The sequence below is a fragment of the Paenisporosarcina sp. TG-14 genome, from assembly GCF_000297555.1.
In the GTDB taxonomy this organism is placed as follows: domain Bacteria; phylum Bacillota; class Bacilli; order Bacillales_A; family Planococcaceae; genus Paenisporosarcina; species Paenisporosarcina antarctica.
The window spans coordinates 1-19,865 of record NZ_AMGD01000069.1 but is presented as its reverse complement, the minus strand read 5'-3'; the positions used below and the strand labels follow the sequence as shown (position 1 = coordinate 19,865).

The following is a 19,865-nucleotide window of genomic DNA, read 5'->3' as shown; positions in this document are numbered from 1 at the left end:
TTATGATCAATTCGAAAACATTTTCTTGATTGAAGCGGAAGGCGGCGGAAAAAGCATGTGCTCCTGCGGTTACTCGTCGCAAAGATATTGGACGAATGACAGTTCGTCCAATATCTTTCCTACGGGATTAGCGGGACAGGTGAGACCCCGCAGTGGAGCGCTAGCGACCGAGGAGGCTCTCCGCCCGCCCCGTGGAAAGCGTCCGCCTGGAGCGCAAATCAGCGGTATCATACTAGAACCTACTACCCCAAATTTATATACTTTCTTATCTTTAAAAAAAGAGTGGCTTTGACAGCTATCTGTCAAAAACCACTCTTATAAAACTCTCATTCTCCAGCTGTTATTTTACTCAATCCCAAAATAAGTCCTGCGTGTACGCCTTCATGCCAAATCACAAACTGAATGACTGCATCAACTGTTTTCATATCATGAAGCTTCCCAATTTTCATAACCTCTGGCATCTCCTGATCGAGTTTACCTGTTAAGAATTCTGTTACGCGAGTTGGTTGTTGTGCTAGTGCCGCCAATAATTCTTCCTTCGTTGGAGGATCAAGCGTCCAATCAGCCGGCTTTGTACCACCTTTAAAAAATTGAGCCCATTCTGGATGAACTGGTTCATATGTCGGGATTCCTTTTTTAACTAATGATTCCATTGTCGTGAAAATATGTCCTACATTCCAACGAATCGTATTGTTAAATCCTTGTGGTTGAATGTCCCATTGTTCTTCATGAATAGCTTGTAAGCGACCTTGTGTGTACATTCGAGCGAAATTTAATTGACCTAATGTCTCCATATTTTGTCTCCTCATTGATTCAGTATGAATTTAGCCTATCTGAATTTCACCCAAAAGGATACTTAAAAAAAGAAAAGTGCAAAAATCCCTCTAGCTCGTTACCGGCACTCGAGCTAGCTCTCAAAGTTGGAAGGTGTACATCGAAAAAATTTATGTAATCCAAAAAGATCAGGTATTGTCCCTGACCTTTTTTAATTATCTCTTATTCAAACGCCACATTATGTTGAGCTGAATCTTGGTTTGTCCATGTGATGATTGTTCCAGGATCCACGGTTATACTTTCTTCGCTAAAATCATAATCCGCAATATCAAGTGCTAATTCACCAGAATTTGAAGCGCCTTCTTCCACAATCACTGTCATTTTCATCACTGGATGTGGTGCACAAAAAATCGAGAATTCACCAACTTCATTAAAAACAAAACTTGTCATTTCACCTTTTGATAAGAGTGGAGAAGCTTCTCCTTTTTTAGCTTCAGCTGCATCTTTAACCGGTTGTGCTTCGCTAGACTCTTCTTCAGTTGCTTCTTCTTCAACTGCTTCTTCTTCAACTGCCTCATCTTCTGTAGCTTGTTCTTCAGACATATCCATTTCTTCTTCAACAGGTTCATTACCTGCAGGTTGTGCTTCTTCTTCCCCACATGCAGCTAAAACTAGCATGCCTCCAAGAAGTAATACTCCTAATTTGGTATTCATATAATTCCCATCCTCTCATATTCATTTCCTAGCTAACGAAAGAACATGAGAAATAGTTTACATTTGACAAAAAAAGCAGCAACCCCTTGTTATTGGAGTTGCTGCTTTCAATATTTACGGTCTGAATGGATCGTCTTTAGGTTTGGTACTATTCCAACTATCGTGTGCGTCTTTGTTAAATGAAGACCCCTCATTTGGTTGAGCTTCATCAACTGGTTTCACAGCTTTTTCAGTTCTTATTTCATCTGCATGTGCTGAGAATCCATATAAACTTTTTTCTGCATCTTTGTCACTTTTGAACGTATCTTTAATTGACTCTTTCATTGTTTCTTTTTCAGTTTCATAGTTTTCTTTTGACACCTCAGCATTTTGAATACTCTTTTCCATTTTACTTAAATAACGGGCTGCATGATCTCGTCCACCTAGGCCAAATGATAGACCGAATGCTAATGCAACGCCACCTAAGATTAGGATAAACGCAGAGTTAATGATTGAAGCTGCAATGCCTAATTGATCTAATGCCATAAAGATTGCGAATGCTATAATCGCATATTTAGCTACGTAACGTAACATATGTGGTGTTCCTGATGAATGACTCATCAGACTGCCCACTAATTGTTCCGCCATAGTCGCTAACCAGAAACCAACTGCTAAAATTATGATGGCAGCAATAACTGATGGCAAGTATGCAAAAATTCCTGTTGCTAACGTCACCATAAATTCAAGTTGTAGTAATTGTAAAGCCTCTACTACAAACAATAAGATTACGACAACTTGTACAACTGTTCCTACTAGTGAAGCAAAAGTAGGAGCTGCACCCTTTCCAGATTTGAAGCCCATTTTACCAAAAATGGAGTTTACACCAAGTTTTTCAAGTAATGAAACCACAATTGCCTTCACCCATTTAGCGGCAACTATACCAACTAAAACGAGAACAATTGCAATAGCAATTCTCGGCAACATCGCTAGAACATCATTTAACATCCCTACCGCAGGACCAGATATACCTTCTAAATTCAAAATTTCAAGAGCAGTGATTGACACTGGAATCATAATTAATATGAAGGCAATGATTCCTACAACTCTTGATATACTTGAACCTTCAAAGAATGATGAAATATTTAATCTCTCAGCTAAGCGATCTGCTCCTGCTGATTGTAAAAACTTTTCTAATAAGTTACGAACTAATTTCGCAACAAACCAACCAATTATGAATACAACAGCTGCAGATACTAACTTCGGTATGAAGTTAAAGAAGCTCGCTAGCATCCCTTCAAATGGTCCACTTAAGCCATCAATTCCTAGAGCATTTAAAACTGCTGGAATGAAAAGCAAGAAAATAAGATAGTACGCAACGTTTGCTGCTGTATCCGTCCATTTTGCTTGCTCGGAAGGATCCGGATCCATTCCGGTCTTCCCGACATACTTGTTTAAGTTAAGCTTGTTACCAGCCATTTGGATGACCTTTTTAACAACAGTAGCTAACACCCAAGCAAATAGTAGAATTAAAGCTGCTTTCAAAATATTTAAGAAAGCGCTTGTTAAACCTGAATACATTGATACAAATGGCGCTGCCATAGTATTGAGGTTTAATATATTGAAGAATAAAACAAAAGCTAAAATTAATACGATTAAAAAGATTACTTTACTTATAATTTTTTCGACTGTCCATTTTTCATTTTTATTACCTAAACGCTCATTAACCCGCGCTTTACGCAAAACCTTGAACATAAGGTTTTCTAAGAACTTTGCCACAAAAAATCCAATTAATAATACCAATAAAGCTAGCAAAAGTTCTGGTAAAAATGAGAGCGTATCACTCCAATAATCCTGATCCATCATTGCATATCCCCCTTTGAAAGTTCTTGAATTTTTATAATTATGTAACTATTTATGTTTACCCTCTTCATTTCTTTTAAAACGCTAAGACTACTTATTTTTTATATAGATAGAAACATAGCTTGTTATTCTGTATGTTTTATGCAGATATGGAAAAACAAAAAACGAAAGGGAAAATAGTATCCCTCTCGTTTTTTAGTTTATTTGAATGGAAACGGTGGCTTTAAATAAATCACCGTCGACATCTATGCTCATTATACCCCCATGTAAATCTACAATTGATTGGGCAATTGCTAGACCTAATCCAGAACCTTCTGTATGGCGGGAAGTATCTGATCGTTTGAAACGCTCAAATAACTCATCAATATTGTCTCCAAGTTCATATTTCGTTACATTTTTCACGATAAATTGAGCACAGCCGTCTTCCTCTTTTAATGCTACATAGACTCGCGTTCCAGGCATGGTGTATTTAATCGCATTGCCGATTAAGTTATCAAGTACTCTCCACCATTTTTGACCATCCACGTAAGCGAACAATTTAATTTCTGGTGTTGTAATTCGGAAATCAAGGCCTGATTTTTGAATGGCTTCTTCGTGTTCAGCGAGTGCTTGTTGCATAAGTTGAGTTAAATCCACTCTTTGTTTATTAAGCTGCATATTGCCACTTGCCATTTTCGACACTTCAAACAAATCCTCGATTAAAGTTTTAAGGCGTTGAGATTTGCGATCTAGAATCGTTACATAAGATTGACGTTCTTCAGTTGTTAGATCAGGATTTTTCAATAAATCCGTATATGTGATAATGGATGTTAATGGTGTCCGTAAATCATGACTAACATTGGTGATCAATTCGGTCTTTAAGCGTTCACTTTTCGCTTGTTCTGACTGCGAGGTACGAACTCCCGTACGAAGTGTATTCAAATGTTTCGCGTGTTCCGCAAAAACGGATTTCCCACGAATGTTTAAATCTCCCGATAATTGCCCTTTTGACAATTGTTCAGTCGCGATGGCGAGTTTATTGTAATTAGCTACACGTTTGAATAATAAATAAAGGATAGGTAGACTTACAAATAAGAATAACGGAGCATACACCAAGATGAGCACCGGTTGTAATAAAACACCACCTAAGCCTAAACCCGATAAAAAAACAACGAATAGTAGCATGACCATTTGTATCCCTAAAGAACGATTCAAAAACACGTCTTGCATTTTTAAATTCATTCTTTTAATCCTGCTAGTTTCCCAAAGTTCTTTAAGACCATTATTCTTAGAGTCATTGAACAACCAAATTAATTGAACAATTGTTAGGGTTAAAAAAGCTACTAAGAAGAGGTATAAAAAAAGGGTATTTACAATGTTTTCAAAATGATCATAACTCATTCCTTGTGTTAGGGGGAAATACGTATTGAGCAATCCTACTGAAGTGACTAAAATGCTCACAATGCGACCTTCAAAATTTAAATTTTTTACCCATTGAGGTGTCGAAACTAAAAGTATCTCATTTCTTCTCGTTGTGTATAACCAATAAGCCACCGCAGCAGATAGTAACCCTAAAATCCAAGACAATGTAAAAAGAGTCTTATTTTGTTCATACTGACGAAATCCTTGGAGATGCTCATTTGTCATCTCACTTTTAGGTATGATAATTTCTCCTGTAAATTGAGATGACTCGTCTCCCACTAATTCATTTAGATTATAAATTGACAATGCTTGTAGTTCACTATTTTTCACTTCACTAAAGTCTTGATCCAAGGATGAAACAGTCAAATACCCATTATTATTACTAAATCCCCCCCTGTATGCTGCGTCTTCATTAACATCCCCAAATGTATATCTTTCACCTGTATCTACATTAGTTAAATCATAGGCTAGAGATTTTTGGCTTACTTTTGCTTTAACAACAGCATTTGAGATCTTTGCGTCATATTTACGAAGCACTTCTTTTTTAGCAGATAATATTTTCTCTCTAACCGTTTTATCATCAGCAAAATTTGCTCGAATATCGGCGATTTTGGTGTCACGTTCCTTTACCATTTCTTCTTTTAATACCGTATTGTCATTTACTTCCGCATCGTTTATCATTTCTTGATATTGATCCTGAATTGATTGGATTTGATTCATTTGGGTTCCGTTGAAATTTAAATATTCTTCAACCTCATAAGGTTCAACTTGAAGATTCTCAATTTCCTTATCTACATCCAGTCTGCTTAATAAAACCGGACCTATTTCTTGAATTTTATCTTCAAAAAACCAATAAAAATTTTCTGAATCATAATATGAGCCACTAACGTATTTTGGGGCAAATGAAGTAAATATACTCACCGAAATTAATACAATACTAATTAGTGCAAAGAACAACCATGTCATTTTCTTCATCAACTACACACCCCCTATAAAAATGCGCGCCAACCGCACCATCGTTGGATTGGAATGGAAGAAGCCTTGTTCAAATAATTGTTGAATATAGGCATAACCATACATTAAACTGAGCATTCCTATAGCTAGTGACACAATGGAAACCCAATGAAAAGCATTACTTTTCGATTTTGTAGCCAATGCCCCACACCACCTTTACGTATCTTGGATTTTTTGGATCGGTTTCAATTTTTTCGCGAATTTTGCGAATATGTACAGCGACGATATTTTCCGCGTTGTAAGCGGGTTCCTTCCAAACACGTTCATAAATGTCCCCAATAGAAAACACGCGACCTGCATTGGTCATTAATAATTCAGTAATCCTGTATTCAATTGGTGTTAATTTGACCGATTCACCATCAACTGTTACGTCTTTTGCATCCATATCTAATACCAGTCCATCTATTTCAATAGTTGATTTCTGTTCTTTAAAGGTGCCAAGGTGAACATAACGACGTAATTGCGATTTCACCCGTGCCATTAGTTCCATCGGATGAAACGGCTTCGTAACATAGTCATCAGCACCTACAGATAACCCATGTATTTTATCGGAATCTTCGGCTTTGGCACTTAACATAATGATTGGAATATTTCGCTCCGAACGAATCTTAAATGTCGCTTGAATACCATTCATATTCGGCATCATAATATCGAGCAAAATTAAATGGACTTCATTTGTTTCAAGTAACGTCAATGCTTCATAGCCGTCCGCAGCTTTTAACACGCGGTAGCCTTCATTTTTCAAATAAATTTCAATGCCATCTCGAATGTCCTGATCGTCATCCGTTACAAGTACTGTGAATTGTGTCATCCGTTCCACCCCGCCTTACTACTTATAATACCAATTGTATCTGACAATTCTTAACAAAATGTTATGACAAAAATGAAGAATTTCTTAAGAAATTAAGTTGCTTTCTGTTTAAAACGATTTAATCGACTTCAACTAAAGTTTAATCGGCTTCACCTGTACTTTAATCCGTTTCGCCCATTTATTTCCATGATAAAACGATAAAAAGTGCCTCTACTTACAGAGACACTTTCAAATTCACCCTATTTTCCCCACGCGCTTTCTTCCACTAAGTGTTAATACTATAATTCCACCAAGCAAAAGCGTAACACCGAGCCAAGAAACTGCACTTAACACTTCTCCTACTAAAAAGACGCTTAGAACTGCAGCTGTTAGAGGTTCACCTAAAGATAAGGTTACAGCTGATGAAGATGGTACTTTTTGAAGTCCTTTTAAATATAGAATATATGCAACACTCGTTGTCATAAAACCTAAATATAAAATTGTTAATATGTTTGCTGGTTCAGTAACCCAAGAGCTATCAAAAATGAATAAAAAGGGCATTAATATTACTGCACTTATTGAAAAAGTCATAGCAACTGCTGGAATCGCTTCAACTTTTGCAAGTAACGCTTTACTAACAATTGTATAAATGGCAAATACAAATCCAGCTAGTAAAGATAAAGTTACCCCTAGAGGATTTACCGTAAGTGCATCTTTGTTTAAAAACAAAAGACTACATCCGATTACCGAGAGTGTCGTCGCCATTACCCAAGCACGAGACGGTCGCAATTTCAAGATGAACCACTCGATTAAACCAGAAAAAATCGGCGCACTTCCGATGGCAACGACTGTTCCAATAGCTATTCCCGTAACTCGAACCGATGTAAAAAACAAGGGTTGAAATAAAGCCATACAGATAGCTGCAACAATCGTTGCTTTCCACGGCCATGTTCGAAAATTGATTTTTTTCATAAGAATCATAATAAGTAATAATGAAAACCCACCAATGGCTAATCGAGATGCGCCAATCGTTAAAGTTTGAGCACTTTGAGGTAAATAAGTTTGAGCTGTTCCAGTTGTGCCCCATAACACAGCAGCTAGTAAAACAAGGAAGTAAGGGATCACCGTTTTCATAAAGTCACCTCAAGTAGTATATGAATTTACTTTACCATAATATATACATATTGAGATACGGTAAATCGTAAACTATACTGAACAAAGAGGGAGTGTCGCCCATGTATTTAACAATAGAAGAAACTGCTATTTTTTTAAGCATGCCTGAACATCAAGTACGTCGATATATAGTAGAGGGTCGAATTAAATCTGTCCACGATGGTGAGCAATATTTAATTAATCAAACACAATTTGATCTACACTTGGAACAAGTAGAAGAAGTAAAACGCCAAATTGATGAATGGCGTAACACACCAATTCCAGAAGACATTGATGTAAAAGATGAAGACTGAAAAGATGTGTAGTAACACAACACAATGAAACATAGAAAAATGCACCCCACTCGTCATTTTTAATCATAATGACAAATGGTGGTGTTTTTCTTATGGACTCGAATAATTTGTGGTTAGTATTGAATAATGACATTATCTACATGGATGGAGTCTTGAATAGGATGTGTGTGAAAATCTCAATTCAAGTGTATAGTATGGAAATTTCACACTCCATACTAGTTCCCATTTATTTCAAGGTTTAAGACCCAATGAAAACAGGTATTTATTACTAGTAGTCATCTATTATAATTGGACTAATTTATTAAGTTCTACACACACTATAAGTGCCAGGTCATTTGACATTGAGTACGAAGTTGCGTAGTGTGTAGCATTGTGTCACAAAATAAACAAGAGACTCGAGGCGGAAACATGAAGAAAATCACAAATGTATTTTGGATTGCTTTAGCACTTGTTGTGTTAGCAGTAGGATTTGGTGTAATTGCACCTACTAGTTTTGAAACAATTATTGGAAAACTGCAATCATTTATTACAACTAATTTCGGATGGTATTACTTAAGTGTTGTATCAGTTATGGTAGTCTTCGTATTAATTATCATTGTTAGCCCATTCGGAAAAATCCGATTAGGAAAAGATAAAGATCGACCAGAATATTCTAGACTTACATGGTTCTCGATGTTATTTTCAGCAGGTATGGGAATTGGACTTGTGTTCTGGGGAGCTGCTGAACCGCTTTCTCATTATGCGATTAGTCCTGCAACTGCTGATCCAGGAACAAGAGAAGCTTTCCGTGAATCTATGCGTTACACGTTTTTCCATTGGGGAATACATGCATGGGCTATTTATGCGATAGTCGCATTATCACTAGCTTATTTTCAGTTCAGAAAAGGAGAACCCGGGTTAATTTCAGCAACATTGAAGCCGATTTTCGGAGACAAAATGAACGGTCCTTGGGGCGTTCTAGTAGATGTTTTCGCTGTTTTTGCAACGGTTGTGGGAGTTGCCACAACACTTGGCTTTGGTGCTATTCAAATTAACGGTGGGTTATCTTACATTTTTGGTATTCCAAATGAATACTGGGTAAAAGTTGTCATTATTGCCATTGTTACTGTATTATTCTTAATTTCAGCTTCGACAGGATTAAGTAAAGGAATTAAATATTTGTCTAATACAAATATGATTTTAGCAGTTACTTTATTAGTGTTGGTCGTTATACTTGGACCAACAGTATTAATTTTCAATATGTTTACAGACTCTCTCGGCAGTTATATACAAGGAATTGTCCGAATGAGTTTAAGCGCTGCACCACTTGATGTTGGAAATCGTGAATGGATTAACGGCTGGACAATTTTCTACTGGGCTTGGTGGATTTCTTGGTCACCTTTCGTGGGAATCTTTATTGCCCGTGTATCAAAAGGACGCACCATTCGAGAATTCTTAATTGGAGTACTTTTGGTTCCATCTATAATAAGTTTCTTCTGGTTCGCTGCATTTGGTACAACTGCAATTAATATTCAAGATAAAGTAACTGATTTAACTGGATTAAAAACGGAAGAAACATTGTTTGCTGTTTTTAATGAATTACCATTTTCAATGGTATTATCCGTTATTGCAGTTATTCTGATTTCTACTTTCTTTATCACTTCTGCGGATTCTGCAACATTTGTATTAGGTATGCAAACTACCAAAGGATCGTTAAATCCTTCTACTATGATAAAAATTATATGGGGAGTTGCACAATCTTCCATTGCCATCATATTATTGTCTGCTGATGGTTTGAGTGCATTGCAAAGCTTGCTCATTGTCGCCGCCTTCCCGTTCTCCTTTATCATGGTGCTGATGATGTTCTCGTTATACAAATCACTCTCTGATGAAGCGAAAAAAATGAAAATCACTAAATCATAAAGAAAATCCAAGCTCTCCGCTATTATGGAGTGCTTGGATTTTTTTATATTTCAAAGAAGTTATTATATGGATTTGGCTTTCTTTGAAATATTCAACATACAAACGCTTAAATAATGTAATGGGATTAGTAAATTAGTTAACCTGATTGTTATAATCATCTTCAATATTCCCGCTCTACTTCCCTTAATTATGTTGTGGCGCTTTCAATTCTTCGGCACGTTCTGGTGTGACAAGCATTGACGGAGCTACCATCAATAGGAAGAGTCCCATGAAAAAGAGGATAACAGCAACTTCATTGACCGGTGCAGCATCTGATGCTAGCATATAACCCCATATGCTACTTCCCGCTACAAAAACGATGGCAAAAAAGGAGAATACCAATAATTTGAACCCTTTTTTTCGAGGATTTAATAGTCCTCCAGCAATTGCGTCGTACTTTGAAAGTAGGAAAACAGTGTACAGTATCAATCCACCTAAAAGAATCCAAAAATACATGGAAGTATAAAATAATCTTAATATTGGAGATGTCGCATAAAATGCCAAACCGAGCATCATCACAAAAGAGTGAAGTGAGAAATACCTTTTGCTGTCATGCTTCTGTTTCGTCCAAATCATGTAATTCACTACTGTCAAAATCACAGCAATGAAGAAATTAATCAATAACCATTTAATATATGTTTCTTCAGGAATGAAACTTGCTGGCAAGCCAATCATAAGAAACAGTGTAAAAGTAATGAAAATACGATTGTTAGAAAATGAAACGTTCTTTGTAGTCATTTTTTTAGTTTCCAATATTAATACCTCTTCCTAACCGGATATACTACATGTGCTTCAATTCTCTCATTGGCGTTTCAAAAAATTGTCCTACATTTTCGTTAATTTATCGACTTCGGACTTCCTCAACAAAAACATTGGGGCTAGTACAATGAAGAACAACCCTACTAAGTAAAACAAAATAGATACCCCTGTGTTCTCAGGAGCCTCTTTGGTTTGCATCATTCCACTTAATACAACTCCCGCAAAAATTAAAATTCCCACATATACAGAAGCAATCTTGACCAAGTTTTTATGATTTCTATTCACAAAACTTAAAGTTGTTCTTTTATTTAAAACATGAGCCATGATTGTAAAAATGATAGTTGCGAGTGCAATTAACCAGAAGTAAATAGAGTCACTTAAGAGCTTAAACAAAGGAACTATTGCGTAGAACACTATACTCATTAATAAAATATATACTTGTAAAGAATAGTATCGAACAGTATTAAATTTATTTTTTTGCCAAGTAACATAAAGTACTCCCAACACAATTATTAATACACTAGTATTAATAATTAGCCATTTCACAACTGTTACTTCAGGCATAAAACTTGACGGCAGCATAATACATGCAAGTAAAAATGCAGTCATATTAATACGAGTATCTGCTACTGGATCTTCTTTTGAAATAACTGTTTCCATATTTTCCTACCTATTCTACAATGTCTGTATTTTTATACTTTTTATTTACCTTGAACACATACTTATTATGGATTACTGTTTTGATACGTTTCTTCTAAGGATTTTATAGCTTCTTGCGAATTCAATTCATTTAAAGTTTTTAACTCAGCTTTTAATTTGTCATATTCTTCTTTAATCCACGCATGGTAGTCATTGTGTTTAGTCGTTAAATAATCATGACTTTCTTGCGACATTTTGTCTTGTTTTTGAAATAGATACGTGAGAATAAAGCCAATTTGTTGTCGTTCATAAATGTAGTTGCCTTCTTCATCAACCATATAAACAAAGATGTCTATGTTATTACTCGTTTGTTCATAACCAACTTCTTTAGTTGATTTTTCTTTCCACTGTTCCCACTTTTCAGCAAGCATTTTAGCCTGATCTAACTCATTTTGAAGAGATTTTTCGCTCGTAACATCTTGATAAGTACCCTCTGTTACTTTTGCAATCTCTTTTAATTGTTTCTGACCATCACTATCTACATTAAAACCGATGACATTAACAATTGGCGTAATATCTGAATCGTATAATGATTTTGCCGCTGTAATTGGATCATCATCGCAAGTGGATATTCCGTCACTTACTAGATAAACGATATTCGTGTTTTCATCACCTTTAAATGCTGCTAAATCCTTTTGTGCTTCGTTTAGAGCAAGCTGGATAGGTGTCCATCCTGCTGGCTTTGCTTTTGATAAAGATTCATTAAAAGTTGCTGAGTCAAATGGTGAAATTGGGTACAATAACTCGCTACTACTACAAGAAAGGGATTTGTCTGCTTGATTTCCTGTCCCTTCTTGACCATAAATACGTAATCCTACATTTGCTTCCTTCGGCAATCCGTTTACAAATTTCTTAATTGCTGCTTGAGCAGCCTCCATTTGAGTTTGGGTGCCAATCTTTTTACCCATGCTTCCAGAAGCATCTAATATAACCATGACGTTTAAGTTTTCTTTGAACTGTTTGCGTGGATCTTCTATTTCTGGATTCCCAATCGTTTGAAACTTTAATTTATCGATGATATCTTCAGGACCCTTAAAGCCTCTTTGAAAGAGTGCTAATAATTGGTTGTAGTAATTATCCAATTCTTTTTCAGACGCATCGTTTGAAATATCAGGTAAATCTTTTGTCAATTTCATAATAACTTTTTGATCATTTTCATCACTAATTGATAAGCGTTCCGTATAGCCTGGAGTCAATAAAGCTAGTTCATTCAATGTGGTTGGAAGTGGTTGGGATTCGACTTCGGTATTCTTTTCAGTTCCATCCTCTTGCGAATCAGTTTCTTTTTCTATAGGTTCTTTATCGTCATTTTTTATTGTTTCACCTGGTACAACACCTGTTTCTTTAGGTTCGTCTGCATTACATCCAGTTAGTAGAACAAGCAATGCGAATATAAAAACTGTGTATATTCTCTTCATCAAATTCCCCCTAGGTAAATATTAACCAACTATAGTAGTAATCTTTTTAATAATACTTGTAATAATTCCAGTAATTCCACCCAATTGACTACTTACTGCTGTTGAAACATTTCCTAATACTAAAATTAATAATGCAGCTAATCCCAACCATTCAAGAGATTGTGTCCCTTTTTCGTATATTAAATTTTCCATCATATTCATCCAATTCCTAATTTCAAAATGATTTAAAAAACTTCGTTATTAGACATATTTATTCAAAATACAACAATATCCTTATTTAAATAATTACCATAACCTTCCTAGGATGTCAAAGTTTCAATCATTTTCTGTAGAATAGAAAGTAATTATATATTAATTCAATTTTTTGAAACTTCAACCTACACTCAAACGTTTATAGAGTATTGAGATAAAAGGGGTTGAGATTATAATTCTTGCTTTATGGACGCTCGGCGTCACACTATCAGGTTATATAATTGGTTGTCTTCACGGTTCAAAAGTGGCACAGTATTTTTCTGGGATTAATGTGAAAGAACATGGAGTTAAGAATTCAGGCGCTTCTAATGCAGCCATCGTGTTGGGGTGGAAATATGGGGTACTTGTTGCGTTGTTTGATATCGGTAAGGGTATATTTGCGGTCTTATTGTTAGCTTATATTCTTTCTTCTACAGTTTTTTTGCTTGATCTACAAACTATTTTATTATTCTTAATAGGTGCGGCTGTCGTGATTGGTCATAATTGTCCTCTATGGATGAATTTCGATGGAGGTAAAGGAACTGCCTCTATAATAGGCATCATGTTGGGTCTTGATTGGAGAATGGGCTTAATAGGATTTTCACTGTTAATCATAGTAACTTTGATAACTAACTATTTACCAATAGGTGTTCTTTTTTTATACCTTACATTTTGTTCATATGCTATTTGGTTTACAGAAGGATTATTGCCATCTTTTATAGTAATATCTCTATTTATTTTAGCTCTTTGGACACATCGTGATAATATTTTACGAATAAAAGATGGAACAGAACCTCGAGCTACTTCTGTTCTCAAAAAGAAAAAAGCTTCATCCTCTGTTAATTATTGAGGATGAAGCTCATTTATTTTGTTTCACGATGCAATGTCATTTTCTTTAGTCGTTTTGAATACTTCTTCATTTCAATTCGCTCAGGATTATTTCGTTTGTTTTTTGTAGTGATATAATTTTTATCTCCAGTTTCTGAACATGCTAATGTGATATTTACTCTCATTATTTTGAGAACCTCCAAATCCGTAAACAGTAATGGTTACGCTTTAAGTGTATCATATTTTCTATTAGTAAGTCAATTGCTACTAATCAATATTCCGTGAACCGAATGAAAGTGCTAAACTAATAATAGATTTAACTATAAAGGGAGATGGAATTATGCAAGAAACATTAATTGAACGCCTCGTCCGTTATGCCAAAATAAATACACAATCAGACGCTGAAAGTACTACATGTCCTTCCACTCCTGGTCAATGGGATTTACTGTTTGAACTAGAAAAAGAATTAGCTTCTATTGGAATGGAAGATATCTCATTAGATGAGAATGGCTACTTATTTGCTACATTGCCTTCAAATACAGAAAATGAACTACCGACAATAGGTTTTTTAGCTCATGTCGATACGGCAACAGATTATACAGGAAAAAATGTGAACCCTCTACGCATCGATTGCTATAAAGGTGGAGATATTCGCCTAAACGATGAAACAGTTATGTCGCCCAACGACTTTCCTGAGCTTAACAATTACTTAGGACACACCTTAATTACAACGGATGGCACGACGTTACTCGGTGCTGACAATAAAGCGGGTATTGCTGAAATAATGACTGCAATGGAGTTTTTACTTAATAATCCACATATAAAACACGGAAAACTTCGAATTGCTTTCACACCAGATGAAGAAATTGGTCGTGGTCCTCATAAATTTGATGTTGAAAAATTTGATGCAAACTACGCATACACTATGGATGGCGGACCTCTTGGGGAACTTCAATCTGAAAGCTTTAATGCAGCCAGTGCAAAAGTTAACACATATGGTACAAGTGTTCACCCAGGTTCTGCAAAAAACAAAATGGTCAATGCTTTAACAATTGCGATGATGTTTCAATCCCATATGCCCGCTGATGAAGTTCCAGAAAAGACAGAGGGTTATGAAGGATTTATTCACTTAATGAATTTTAGTGGAGATGTTGAGGAAGCAAAATTATCTTACATTATTCGAGATTTTGACAAAGATAAATTTGCAGCAAAAAAAAGGTTATTTGAGGATATAGCTTCGAAAATTAAAGAACAATATGGCGAAAATACGATTTCAGTTGAATTAAATGATCAATATTTCAACATGGGTGAAAAAATTGAACCTGTCAAAGAAATTATAGACATTGCGCATGAAGCTATGACGAATCTATCAATTAAACCTTTAGTTCTACCAATTCGTGGAGGCACGGATGGTTCACAATTGTCTTACATGGGCCTCCCTACTCCTAATATTTTTACAGGTGGCGAGAATTATCATGGAAAATATGAATACATTTCGGTTGATAACATGGAAAGAGCCACTAAAGTCATCATTGAAATGGTTCAGTTGTTTGAGAGACAAGCCTAAGAAGGTGAAATGTTGAGAGAAATAGGTCTTGGAGTTTTAGCATCCTTATTTTTTGCTGTGACGTTTATATTAAATCGTTCGATGGAATTATCCGGAGGAAGTTGGATGTGGAGTGCTTCTTTACGCTACTTCTTCATGGTTCCTTTCTTACTTGCAATAGTTCTGTTTCGTGGTGGATTGAAACCTTTATTTGTAGAAATGAAAAACCAGCCAATACCTTGGTTTAGCTGGAGCTTTGTAGCGTTTGTTCTCTTTTATGCACCAATTACATTCGCAGCCGCTTATGCTCCTGGTTGGCTCATTTCTGGAACTTTCCAATTATCAATAGTTGCTGGTGTTTTACTTGCTCCTTTGTTTGTTTTAACACTTCAAACATCTGAGGGTATGCGTAAAGTACGACAACATATTCCGTTAATCTCACTTGTGATTTCAATGGTGATATTAATAGGAATTGTATTGATCCAACTGCCTCATATTAACGAGGTCTCCATTACCACTTTACTACTCGGAACTATACCCGTGGTCATTGCAGCATTTGCATACCCACTTGGCAATCGCAAAATGATGGAAGTTTGCGGAGGTCGACTCGATACATTTAGTCGGGTTTTAGGAATGACTCTCGCGACGATTCCATTTTGGATTTTACTTGCCATATATGCTTTTTGGACAGTCGGACTTCCTTCTGGCAGTCAAATTTTCCAAAGTTTCGTCATTGGAATCAGTTCTGGGGTAATTGCAACTACATTATTTTTTACTGCTACAGACCGCGTTCGAGATCACCAAGGAAAACTGGCTGCAGTAGAGGCAACACAATCCATGCAAATTCTGTTTGTGATAGTTGGAGAAATGATGCTACTTGGCTTACCATTACCTGACCCGGTTGCACTTTGGGGAATTATCATTATAATTATTGGACTCTTTTCACATAGTTTTTATACGAAAATAATAAAAGAGAAACAAGCAAGCAGGTCCGTCGTATAGACATACCTGCTTGCTTGTTTTTTTATGCACTAGATTTACTAAATACAGTAACCTTGGTCATTTAATCAGACAATGAAAATCATTCTCACTAAAAGGTGTTTGTGTGATATGATTAACCTTAGTGAGAACACCTATCAGTTAGATGGAGGCCATACAATTATGTTTACTGCTATTAAAACTGAATCCCTATCAATTGGATACACGGATCAATTATTATTTGAGAATTTGGATTTACATATACCACGTGGAGAAATTTCTGTTTTTGTTGGTAGTAACGGTTGTGGCAAGTCAACACTACTTCGTTCGATTGCACGCCTATTAAAACCAACAAACGGTTCTGTACTATTAGATGGCAAAGATGTACATCGAATGTCTTCTAAAGACGTAGCGAAAAAAATGGGCATTTTACCACAATCTCCGGTTTCACCCGAAGGCTTATCGGTTTATGATTTAGTGAAACAAGGTCGTTACCCTCACCAATCTTGGTTAAAGCGCTGGACTGAAGAAGACACTGAAAAAGTGGAAGCTGCAATTGAAGCAACTCGCATTAGTGATTTACGAGACCGTGCGGTTGATACATTATCAGGTGGTCAACGTCAACGGGCTTGGATTGCTATGACACTTGCACAGGACACCGAAGTCATCTTACTCGACGAACCAACAACTTACTTGGATATGACACACCAAATAGAAATCTTGGATTTATTGTTTGAATTAAACGAGAAAAAAAATCGCACTATTGTAATGGTGTTACATGATTTGAATTTAGCTTCTCGTTATGCACACAATATCATCGCTATTAAAGACGGGAAAGTTCATGAACAAGGAAAACCGGAAGATATCATTACATGTGATTTAGTCCGTTCTGTTTTTGGAATGGAGTGCCAAGTTTCGAAAGACCCAATGTTTGGTACCCCTCATTGCATTCCATTTGGACGTGGACGTTGCGTTGTTCCTGAATTACGGGCTACTACAGGAGCTTAAAGTATAAAAACTTCATTAGAACGACTATCAATTTTTGGTTTACAGCTGTAGTTCGGCAGCTATAAGGGCTTACGTTTTTCTCTTCCATCAACTTCCCAATACTCGGTTATTTCATTAGGCTATGGCAAAATTATTAGTTGATTTTGTATAAATAAAAGAGTTTGGAGATGTATCTCCAAACTCTTTTATTTATATGTCCGTTTTTACTAATGCTATCGTTAGCACAATAAGTAGTTATTTACTCTGCTTACTTTTTTCGAAGTAATATAAAAGCATTGTTGTTCCAATTAATATTTGGACAAGGCCTAAACCATAAGGGAACCATCCTCTTATTTCATTAAGCACTGTGACGAATTTGCCTGGAGGAGAGCTCCATCCTGACAGATTAGGCATATAAGTTGCTATTGATAAGTGCATAATCCCTAACAGAATTGTACCTGACAAGATTAATAAAGGACCTATAAGATAGTTCTGGTTTTCTTTCACATTACCCCTCCATTTTATATACAATAGTAAATTAACTTACATCTACTAATTCACTAGTCATTACAGTTGAATGACTAACACAATAGAGATTCAATTCTGGTCTATATTAGTCGTTTATACTTTAAGGAAAATCAAGTTTTATATAAAATAGGTGTTACTAGTTTGATGATTTCTTAAATTTTTTTATAGGAAACAGAACCCTTTAAATCTCAACTTGAAGTAAAGCACCCGATAATTTAATAAAAAGAAAATTTATAGACTCACTTGTACTGAATAAATAAATAATATTGCCAAAACAATACCTATAACGTATTTAGAAAAATGCTTAAGTCTATCATTTTCAAATGTCTTAATTAACAAATAAAAAAAGCCGATTACCCAAATACCATTTTGAAAAAAAGTTGCAATTATATTTTTAAACATATTGAAGTAAAAAAATAAATCCATCAAAATCCCCCCTATATTTAATGGTATTTTACCACAATTAACCAAAATTATTCTTCAACTATCCTGCCGCGTTAGTTGAAGAAGAAACAGACCTGTATAAGCAGCACAAGAATTTTAAAGTAACTCTAATGTGTACTCATAAGTAATTGTAAAAGATATAAAATACATTCCAACCAATATGAACAAGAATAGACAACAATAAGGATCTTGTGAACAAGAATATTACTGAATAGGATAGAGCAAGAATCAGTCCAAATAAAGGGTAAAGAGGATGTAAAAGAGCAAAAAGAATAGCTGATATAAGGACACACGACCAAAGGGGCATTTTTTCTTTTAATCCACCAATCAACATTCCCCTAAAATAAATTTCCTCCCAAATCGGACCAATGGTTATCATTGCAAAAATTAATACCGGAGAGAAATAAGAAGTAAAGTTGTGATTTAATGCTGATTTTCGCTCGAACTAGCTAAAGGATCTATTAGAATAATTTGCTTAAAAAAAATCATAAGTAGTAAAAAGATTCCTATAGAAATAAATATATTTTTGGGCTCAATGGCCTTTGATATATTCAAGCTCTGATACAGCCTTTTTCTAATCACCTTAATAAAAACAGCACTAATGATGTACAAACTTCCTAGTATTAAGAAAAGAAAATCCTGGTATTGATATAACTTGCCTTCTATCGAAGTAAGGGATCCGAAGACCATTAAATATAAAAAAATTAATAATGAATACAAAATAATGAGTTTTATATAATTATCCTTCACATCTAATCCCCTAAACATTTATGACATTAAATTATCTTTCCTATAAGCTTATTAATAATTTCCTTTAATACACTTGGATGGAGAGATAAGTTCCAATTATTCTCTCTTATTAAACTAACCTGCCGCGTTAGTTCAACAAGCACAGGGCTTTACCTCTAATTGAAGTAAAGCACCTCGTTAGTTAAATAAGAAACATCAAGTTTGAATCCATTTAATCCCCCACCTAATAATTCCAAAAACAAGTAGAAGAACCCCATTAGCTAATGTTATAAGCCCTAAAAATGCACCACCATAACCAGCACCCTCTCCAGTTCCCCCTGAACTCCAATCATAAAATTGAAGAAATAAGGCACCACTTGAAAATCCAAAAACTGGAGCAAGCATCATCAAAATGATGCCTGATATAATAAGATTTAGTTTTCCTTTTTTATAAAATATAAAAATAGCAATATTAAGCATTATTATGACTATGATAAATAAAAATAAAATCAAAGCATCCATAAGAATTCCCCCTTAGTCAAATTTCATCCTCGAAAAACAACGTTCTTATCATAGTATTCTGTCCTTTTACTTTAATATGTTTTACATGCATAGAAGTTCCAATATAGGGTCAATTATCTAGTTTAAAATAACAAGGATCCATATCTTCTTATTGAACTAACTAGTGCGTTAGTTTAAGAAAACCTTCATAATTCTATAATTATTTTAACATAAATATCCAGACTCATTATTTAGGTGATTACAGCCATCGAAATGAG

Annotated in this window: 22 protein-coding genes; 6 read left to right on the top strand and 16 right to left on the bottom strand. The window is 35.4% G+C overall.

What is annotated here, in order from left to right:
- Window positions 1–326: 326 nt before the first annotated feature.
- The 7 genes from C406_RS0116705 to C406_RS0116675 all read right to left on the bottom strand — a co-directional run bounded on the left by C406_RS0116705 (window position 327) and on the right by C406_RS0116675 (window position 7,666).
- Window positions 327–794 carry a DinB family protein gene (locus C406_RS0116705; RefSeq protein ID WP_017381802.1) on the bottom strand — a complete coding sequence of 156 codons (468 nt, stop codon included), beginning with the start codon at window positions 792–794 and terminating at the stop codon, window positions 327–329.
- Window positions 795–996: 202 nt separating this feature from the next.
- Window positions 997–1,488 (bottom strand): plastocyanin/azurin family copper-binding protein, encoded by a 492-nt coding sequence (locus C406_RS0116700; RefSeq protein ID WP_017381801.1) that lies wholly within the window; start codon window positions 1,486–1,488, stop codon window positions 997–999.
- Between the two features lie 114 nt (window positions 1,489–1,602).
- Window positions 1,603–3,330 (bottom strand): mechanosensitive ion channel, encoded by a 1,728-nt coding sequence (locus C406_RS0116695; RefSeq protein ID WP_017381800.1) that lies wholly within the window; start codon window positions 3,328–3,330, stop codon window positions 1,603–1,605.
- Between the two features lie 192 nt (window positions 3,331–3,522).
- Entirely contained in the window at window positions 3,523–5,703 is a 2,181-nt protein-coding gene (locus tag C406_RS0116690; protein ID WP_036654956.1) for a sensor histidine kinase, read from the bottom strand.
- 3 nt (window positions 5,704–5,706) lie between these two features.
- Window positions 5,707–5,883 (bottom strand): hypothetical protein, encoded by a 177-nt coding sequence (locus C406_RS20580; protein WP_017381798.1) that lies wholly within the window; start codon window positions 5,881–5,883, stop codon window positions 5,707–5,709.
- Window positions 5,861–6,553: a response regulator transcription factor gene (locus C406_RS0116680; RefSeq protein WP_017381797.1), complete on the bottom strand. Its 693-nt coding sequence runs from the start codon at window positions 6,551–6,553 to the stop codon at window positions 5,861–5,863. Before C406_RS0116680 ends, C406_RS20580 begins: the two co-directional genes overlap by 23 nt.
- Window positions 6,554–6,787: 234 nt before the next feature.
- Window positions 6,788–7,666: an EamA family transporter gene (locus C406_RS0116675; RefSeq protein WP_017381796.1), complete on the bottom strand. Its 879-nt coding sequence runs from the start codon at window positions 7,664–7,666 to the stop codon at window positions 6,788–6,790.
- Between the two features lie 101 nt (window positions 7,667–7,767).
- Here C406_RS0116675 and C406_RS0116670 point away from each other — a divergent pair, with 101 nt between their 5' ends.
- Together C406_RS0116670 and C406_RS0116665 are read left to right on the top strand one after the other, a co-directional pair.
- A complete protein-coding gene (locus tag C406_RS0116670; RefSeq protein ID WP_017381795.1) occupies window positions 7,768–7,998 on the top strand; it encodes an excisionase family DNA-binding protein in 231 nt (76 codons plus the stop codon).
- 408 nt (window positions 7,999–8,406) lie between these two features.
- The gene (locus tag C406_RS0116665) at window positions 8,407–9,900 is read left to right on the top strand and encodes a glycine betaine uptake BCCT transporter (protein ID WP_017381794.1); all 1,494 of its coding nucleotides are present in this window, start codon (window positions 8,407–8,409) and stop codon (window positions 9,898–9,900) included.
- 183 nt (window positions 9,901–10,083) lie between these two features.
- Here C406_RS0116665 and C406_RS0116660 read toward each other — a convergent pair whose 3' ends face one another.
- The 4 genes from C406_RS0116660 to C406_RS0116645 all read right to left on the bottom strand — a co-directional run bounded on the left by C406_RS0116660 (window position 10,084) and on the right by C406_RS0116645 (window position 13,007).
- A complete protein-coding gene (locus C406_RS0116660) occupies window positions 10,084–10,692 on the bottom strand; it encodes a hypothetical protein (RefSeq protein WP_017381793.1) in 609 nt (202 codons plus the stop codon).
- A gap of 72 nt (window positions 10,693–10,764) precedes the next feature.
- On the bottom strand, window positions 10,765–11,358 hold the full coding sequence (locus C406_RS0116655; protein ID WP_017381792.1) for a hypothetical protein: 594 nt from the start codon (window positions 11,356–11,358) through the stop codon (window positions 10,765–10,767).
- 65 nt (window positions 11,359–11,423) lie between these two features.
- The gene (locus tag C406_RS0116650) at window positions 11,424–12,815 is read right to left on the bottom strand and encodes a vWA domain-containing protein (RefSeq protein ID WP_017381791.1); all 1,392 of its coding nucleotides are present in this window, start codon (window positions 12,813–12,815) and stop codon (window positions 11,424–11,426) included.
- Window positions 12,816–12,836: 21 nt separating this feature from the next.
- On the bottom strand, window positions 12,837–13,007 hold the full coding sequence (locus C406_RS0116645) for a hypothetical protein (protein WP_237740590.1): 171 nt from the start codon (window positions 13,005–13,007) through the stop codon (window positions 12,837–12,839).
- 208 nt (window positions 13,008–13,215) lie between these two features.
- Between C406_RS0116645 and C406_RS0116640 the strand changes: the two genes are divergently transcribed.
- Window positions 13,216–13,896 carry a glycerol-3-phosphate acyltransferase gene (locus tag C406_RS0116640; protein WP_337471840.1) on the top strand — a complete coding sequence of 227 codons (681 nt, stop codon included), beginning with the start codon at window positions 13,216–13,218 and terminating at the stop codon, window positions 13,894–13,896.
- 13 nt (window positions 13,897–13,909) lie between these two features.
- On the opposite strand, the gene rpmG is transcribed toward C406_RS0116640, so the two are convergent.
- Window positions 13,910–14,059, bottom strand: a complete 150-nt coding sequence (rpmG, locus tag C406_RS0116635) for a 50S ribosomal protein L33 (RefSeq protein ID WP_017381788.1) — start codon at window positions 14,057–14,059, stop codon at window positions 13,910–13,912.
- Window positions 14,060–14,214: 155 nt separating this feature from the next.
- Between rpmG and pepT the strand changes: the two genes are divergently transcribed.
- The 3 genes from pepT to C406_RS0116620 all read left to right on the top strand — a co-directional run bounded on the left by pepT (window position 14,215) and on the right by C406_RS0116620 (window position 17,406).
- Window positions 14,215–15,441: a peptidase T gene (gene pepT / locus C406_RS0116630; protein WP_017381787.1), complete on the top strand. Its 1,227-nt coding sequence runs from the start codon at window positions 14,215–14,217 to the stop codon at window positions 15,439–15,441.
- Between the two features lie 12 nt (window positions 15,442–15,453).
- Complete coding sequence (locus C406_RS0116625; RefSeq protein ID WP_017381786.1) at window positions 15,454–16,422, top strand: DMT family transporter; 969 nt, start codon at window positions 15,454–15,456, stop codon at window positions 16,420–16,422.
- Window positions 16,423–16,581: 159 nt separating this feature from the next.
- Entirely contained in the window at window positions 16,582–17,406 is an 825-nt protein-coding gene (locus tag C406_RS0116620; protein WP_017381785.1) for an ABC transporter ATP-binding protein, read from the top strand.
- A 234-nt stretch (window positions 17,407–17,640) separates the two neighbouring features.
- On the opposite strand, the gene C406_RS0116615 is transcribed toward C406_RS0116620, so the two are convergent.
- From C406_RS0116615 to C406_RS0116600, 4 genes are all read right to left on the bottom strand, one after another.
- The gene (locus C406_RS0116615; protein ID WP_017381784.1) at window positions 17,641–17,892 is read right to left on the bottom strand and encodes a hypothetical protein; all 252 of its coding nucleotides are present in this window, start codon (window positions 17,890–17,892) and stop codon (window positions 17,641–17,643) included.
- Window positions 17,893–18,144: 252 nt separating this feature from the next.
- Window positions 18,145–18,339 (bottom strand): hypothetical protein, encoded by a 195-nt coding sequence (locus C406_RS0116610; protein WP_017381783.1) that lies wholly within the window; start codon window positions 18,337–18,339, stop codon window positions 18,145–18,147.
- Between the two features lie 136 nt (window positions 18,340–18,475).
- Window positions 18,476–18,745: a lysostaphin resistance A-like protein gene (locus C406_RS21430; protein WP_443146807.1), complete on the bottom strand. Its 270-nt coding sequence runs from the start codon at window positions 18,743–18,745 to the stop codon at window positions 18,476–18,478.
- Between the two features lie 557 nt (window positions 18,746–19,302).
- Entirely contained in the window at window positions 19,303–19,608 is a 306-nt protein-coding gene (locus C406_RS0116600; protein WP_017381781.1) for a hypothetical protein, read from the bottom strand.
- Window positions 19,609–19,865: the final 257 nt, after the last annotated feature.

Coding starts and splice junctions, on each gene's coding strand:
- C406_RS0116705 (WP_017381802.1), bottom strand. CDS start 794: ATGGAGACATTAGGTCAATTAAATTTCGCTCGAATGTACACACAAGGT.
- C406_RS0116700 (WP_017381801.1), bottom strand. CDS start 1,488: ATGAATACCAAATTAGGAGTATTACTTCTTGGAGGCATGCTAGTTTTA.
- C406_RS0116695 (WP_017381800.1), bottom strand. CDS start 3,330: ATGATGGATCAGGATTATTGGAGTGATACGCTCTCATTTTTACCAGAA.
- C406_RS0116690 (WP_036654956.1), bottom strand. CDS start 5,703: ATGAAGAAAATGACATGGTTGTTCTTTGCACTAATTAGTATTGTATTA.
- C406_RS0116680 (WP_017381797.1), bottom strand. CDS start 6,553: ATGACACAATTCACAGTACTTGTAACGGATGACGATCAGGACATTCGA.
- C406_RS0116675 (WP_017381796.1), bottom strand. CDS start 7,666: ATGAAAACGGTGATCCCTTACTTCCTTGTTTTACTAGCTGCTGTGTTA.
- C406_RS0116670 (WP_017381795.1), top strand. CDS start 7,768: ATGTATTTAACAATAGAAGAAACTGCTATTTTTTTAAGCATGCCTGAA.
- C406_RS0116665 (WP_017381794.1), top strand. CDS start 8,407: ATGAAGAAAATCACAAATGTATTTTGGATTGCTTTAGCACTTGTTGTG.
- C406_RS0116655 (WP_017381792.1), bottom strand. CDS start 11,358: ATGGAAACAGTTATTTCAAAAGAAGATCCAGTAGCAGATACTCGTATT.
- C406_RS0116650 (WP_017381791.1), bottom strand. CDS start 12,815: ATGAAGAGAATATACACAGTTTTTATATTCGCATTGCTTGTTCTACTA.
- C406_RS0116645 (WP_237740590.1), bottom strand. CDS start 13,007: ATGGAAAATTTAATATACGAAAAAGGGACACAATCTCTTGAATGGTTG.
- rpmG (WP_017381788.1), bottom strand. CDS start 14,059: ATGAGAGTAAATATCACATTAGCATGTTCAGAAACTGGAGATAAAAAT.
- pepT (WP_017381787.1), top strand. CDS start 14,215: ATGCAAGAAACATTAATTGAACGCCTCGTCCGTTATGCCAAAATAAAT.
- C406_RS0116620 (WP_017381785.1), top strand. CDS start 16,582: ATGTTTACTGCTATTAAAACTGAATCCCTATCAATTGGATACACGGAT.
- C406_RS0116610 (WP_017381783.1), bottom strand. CDS start 18,339: ATGGATTTATTTTTTTACTTCAATATGTTTAAAAATATAATTGCAACT.
- C406_RS0116600 (WP_017381781.1), bottom strand. CDS start 19,608: ATGGATGCTTTGATTTTATTTTTATTTATCATAGTCATAATAATGCTT.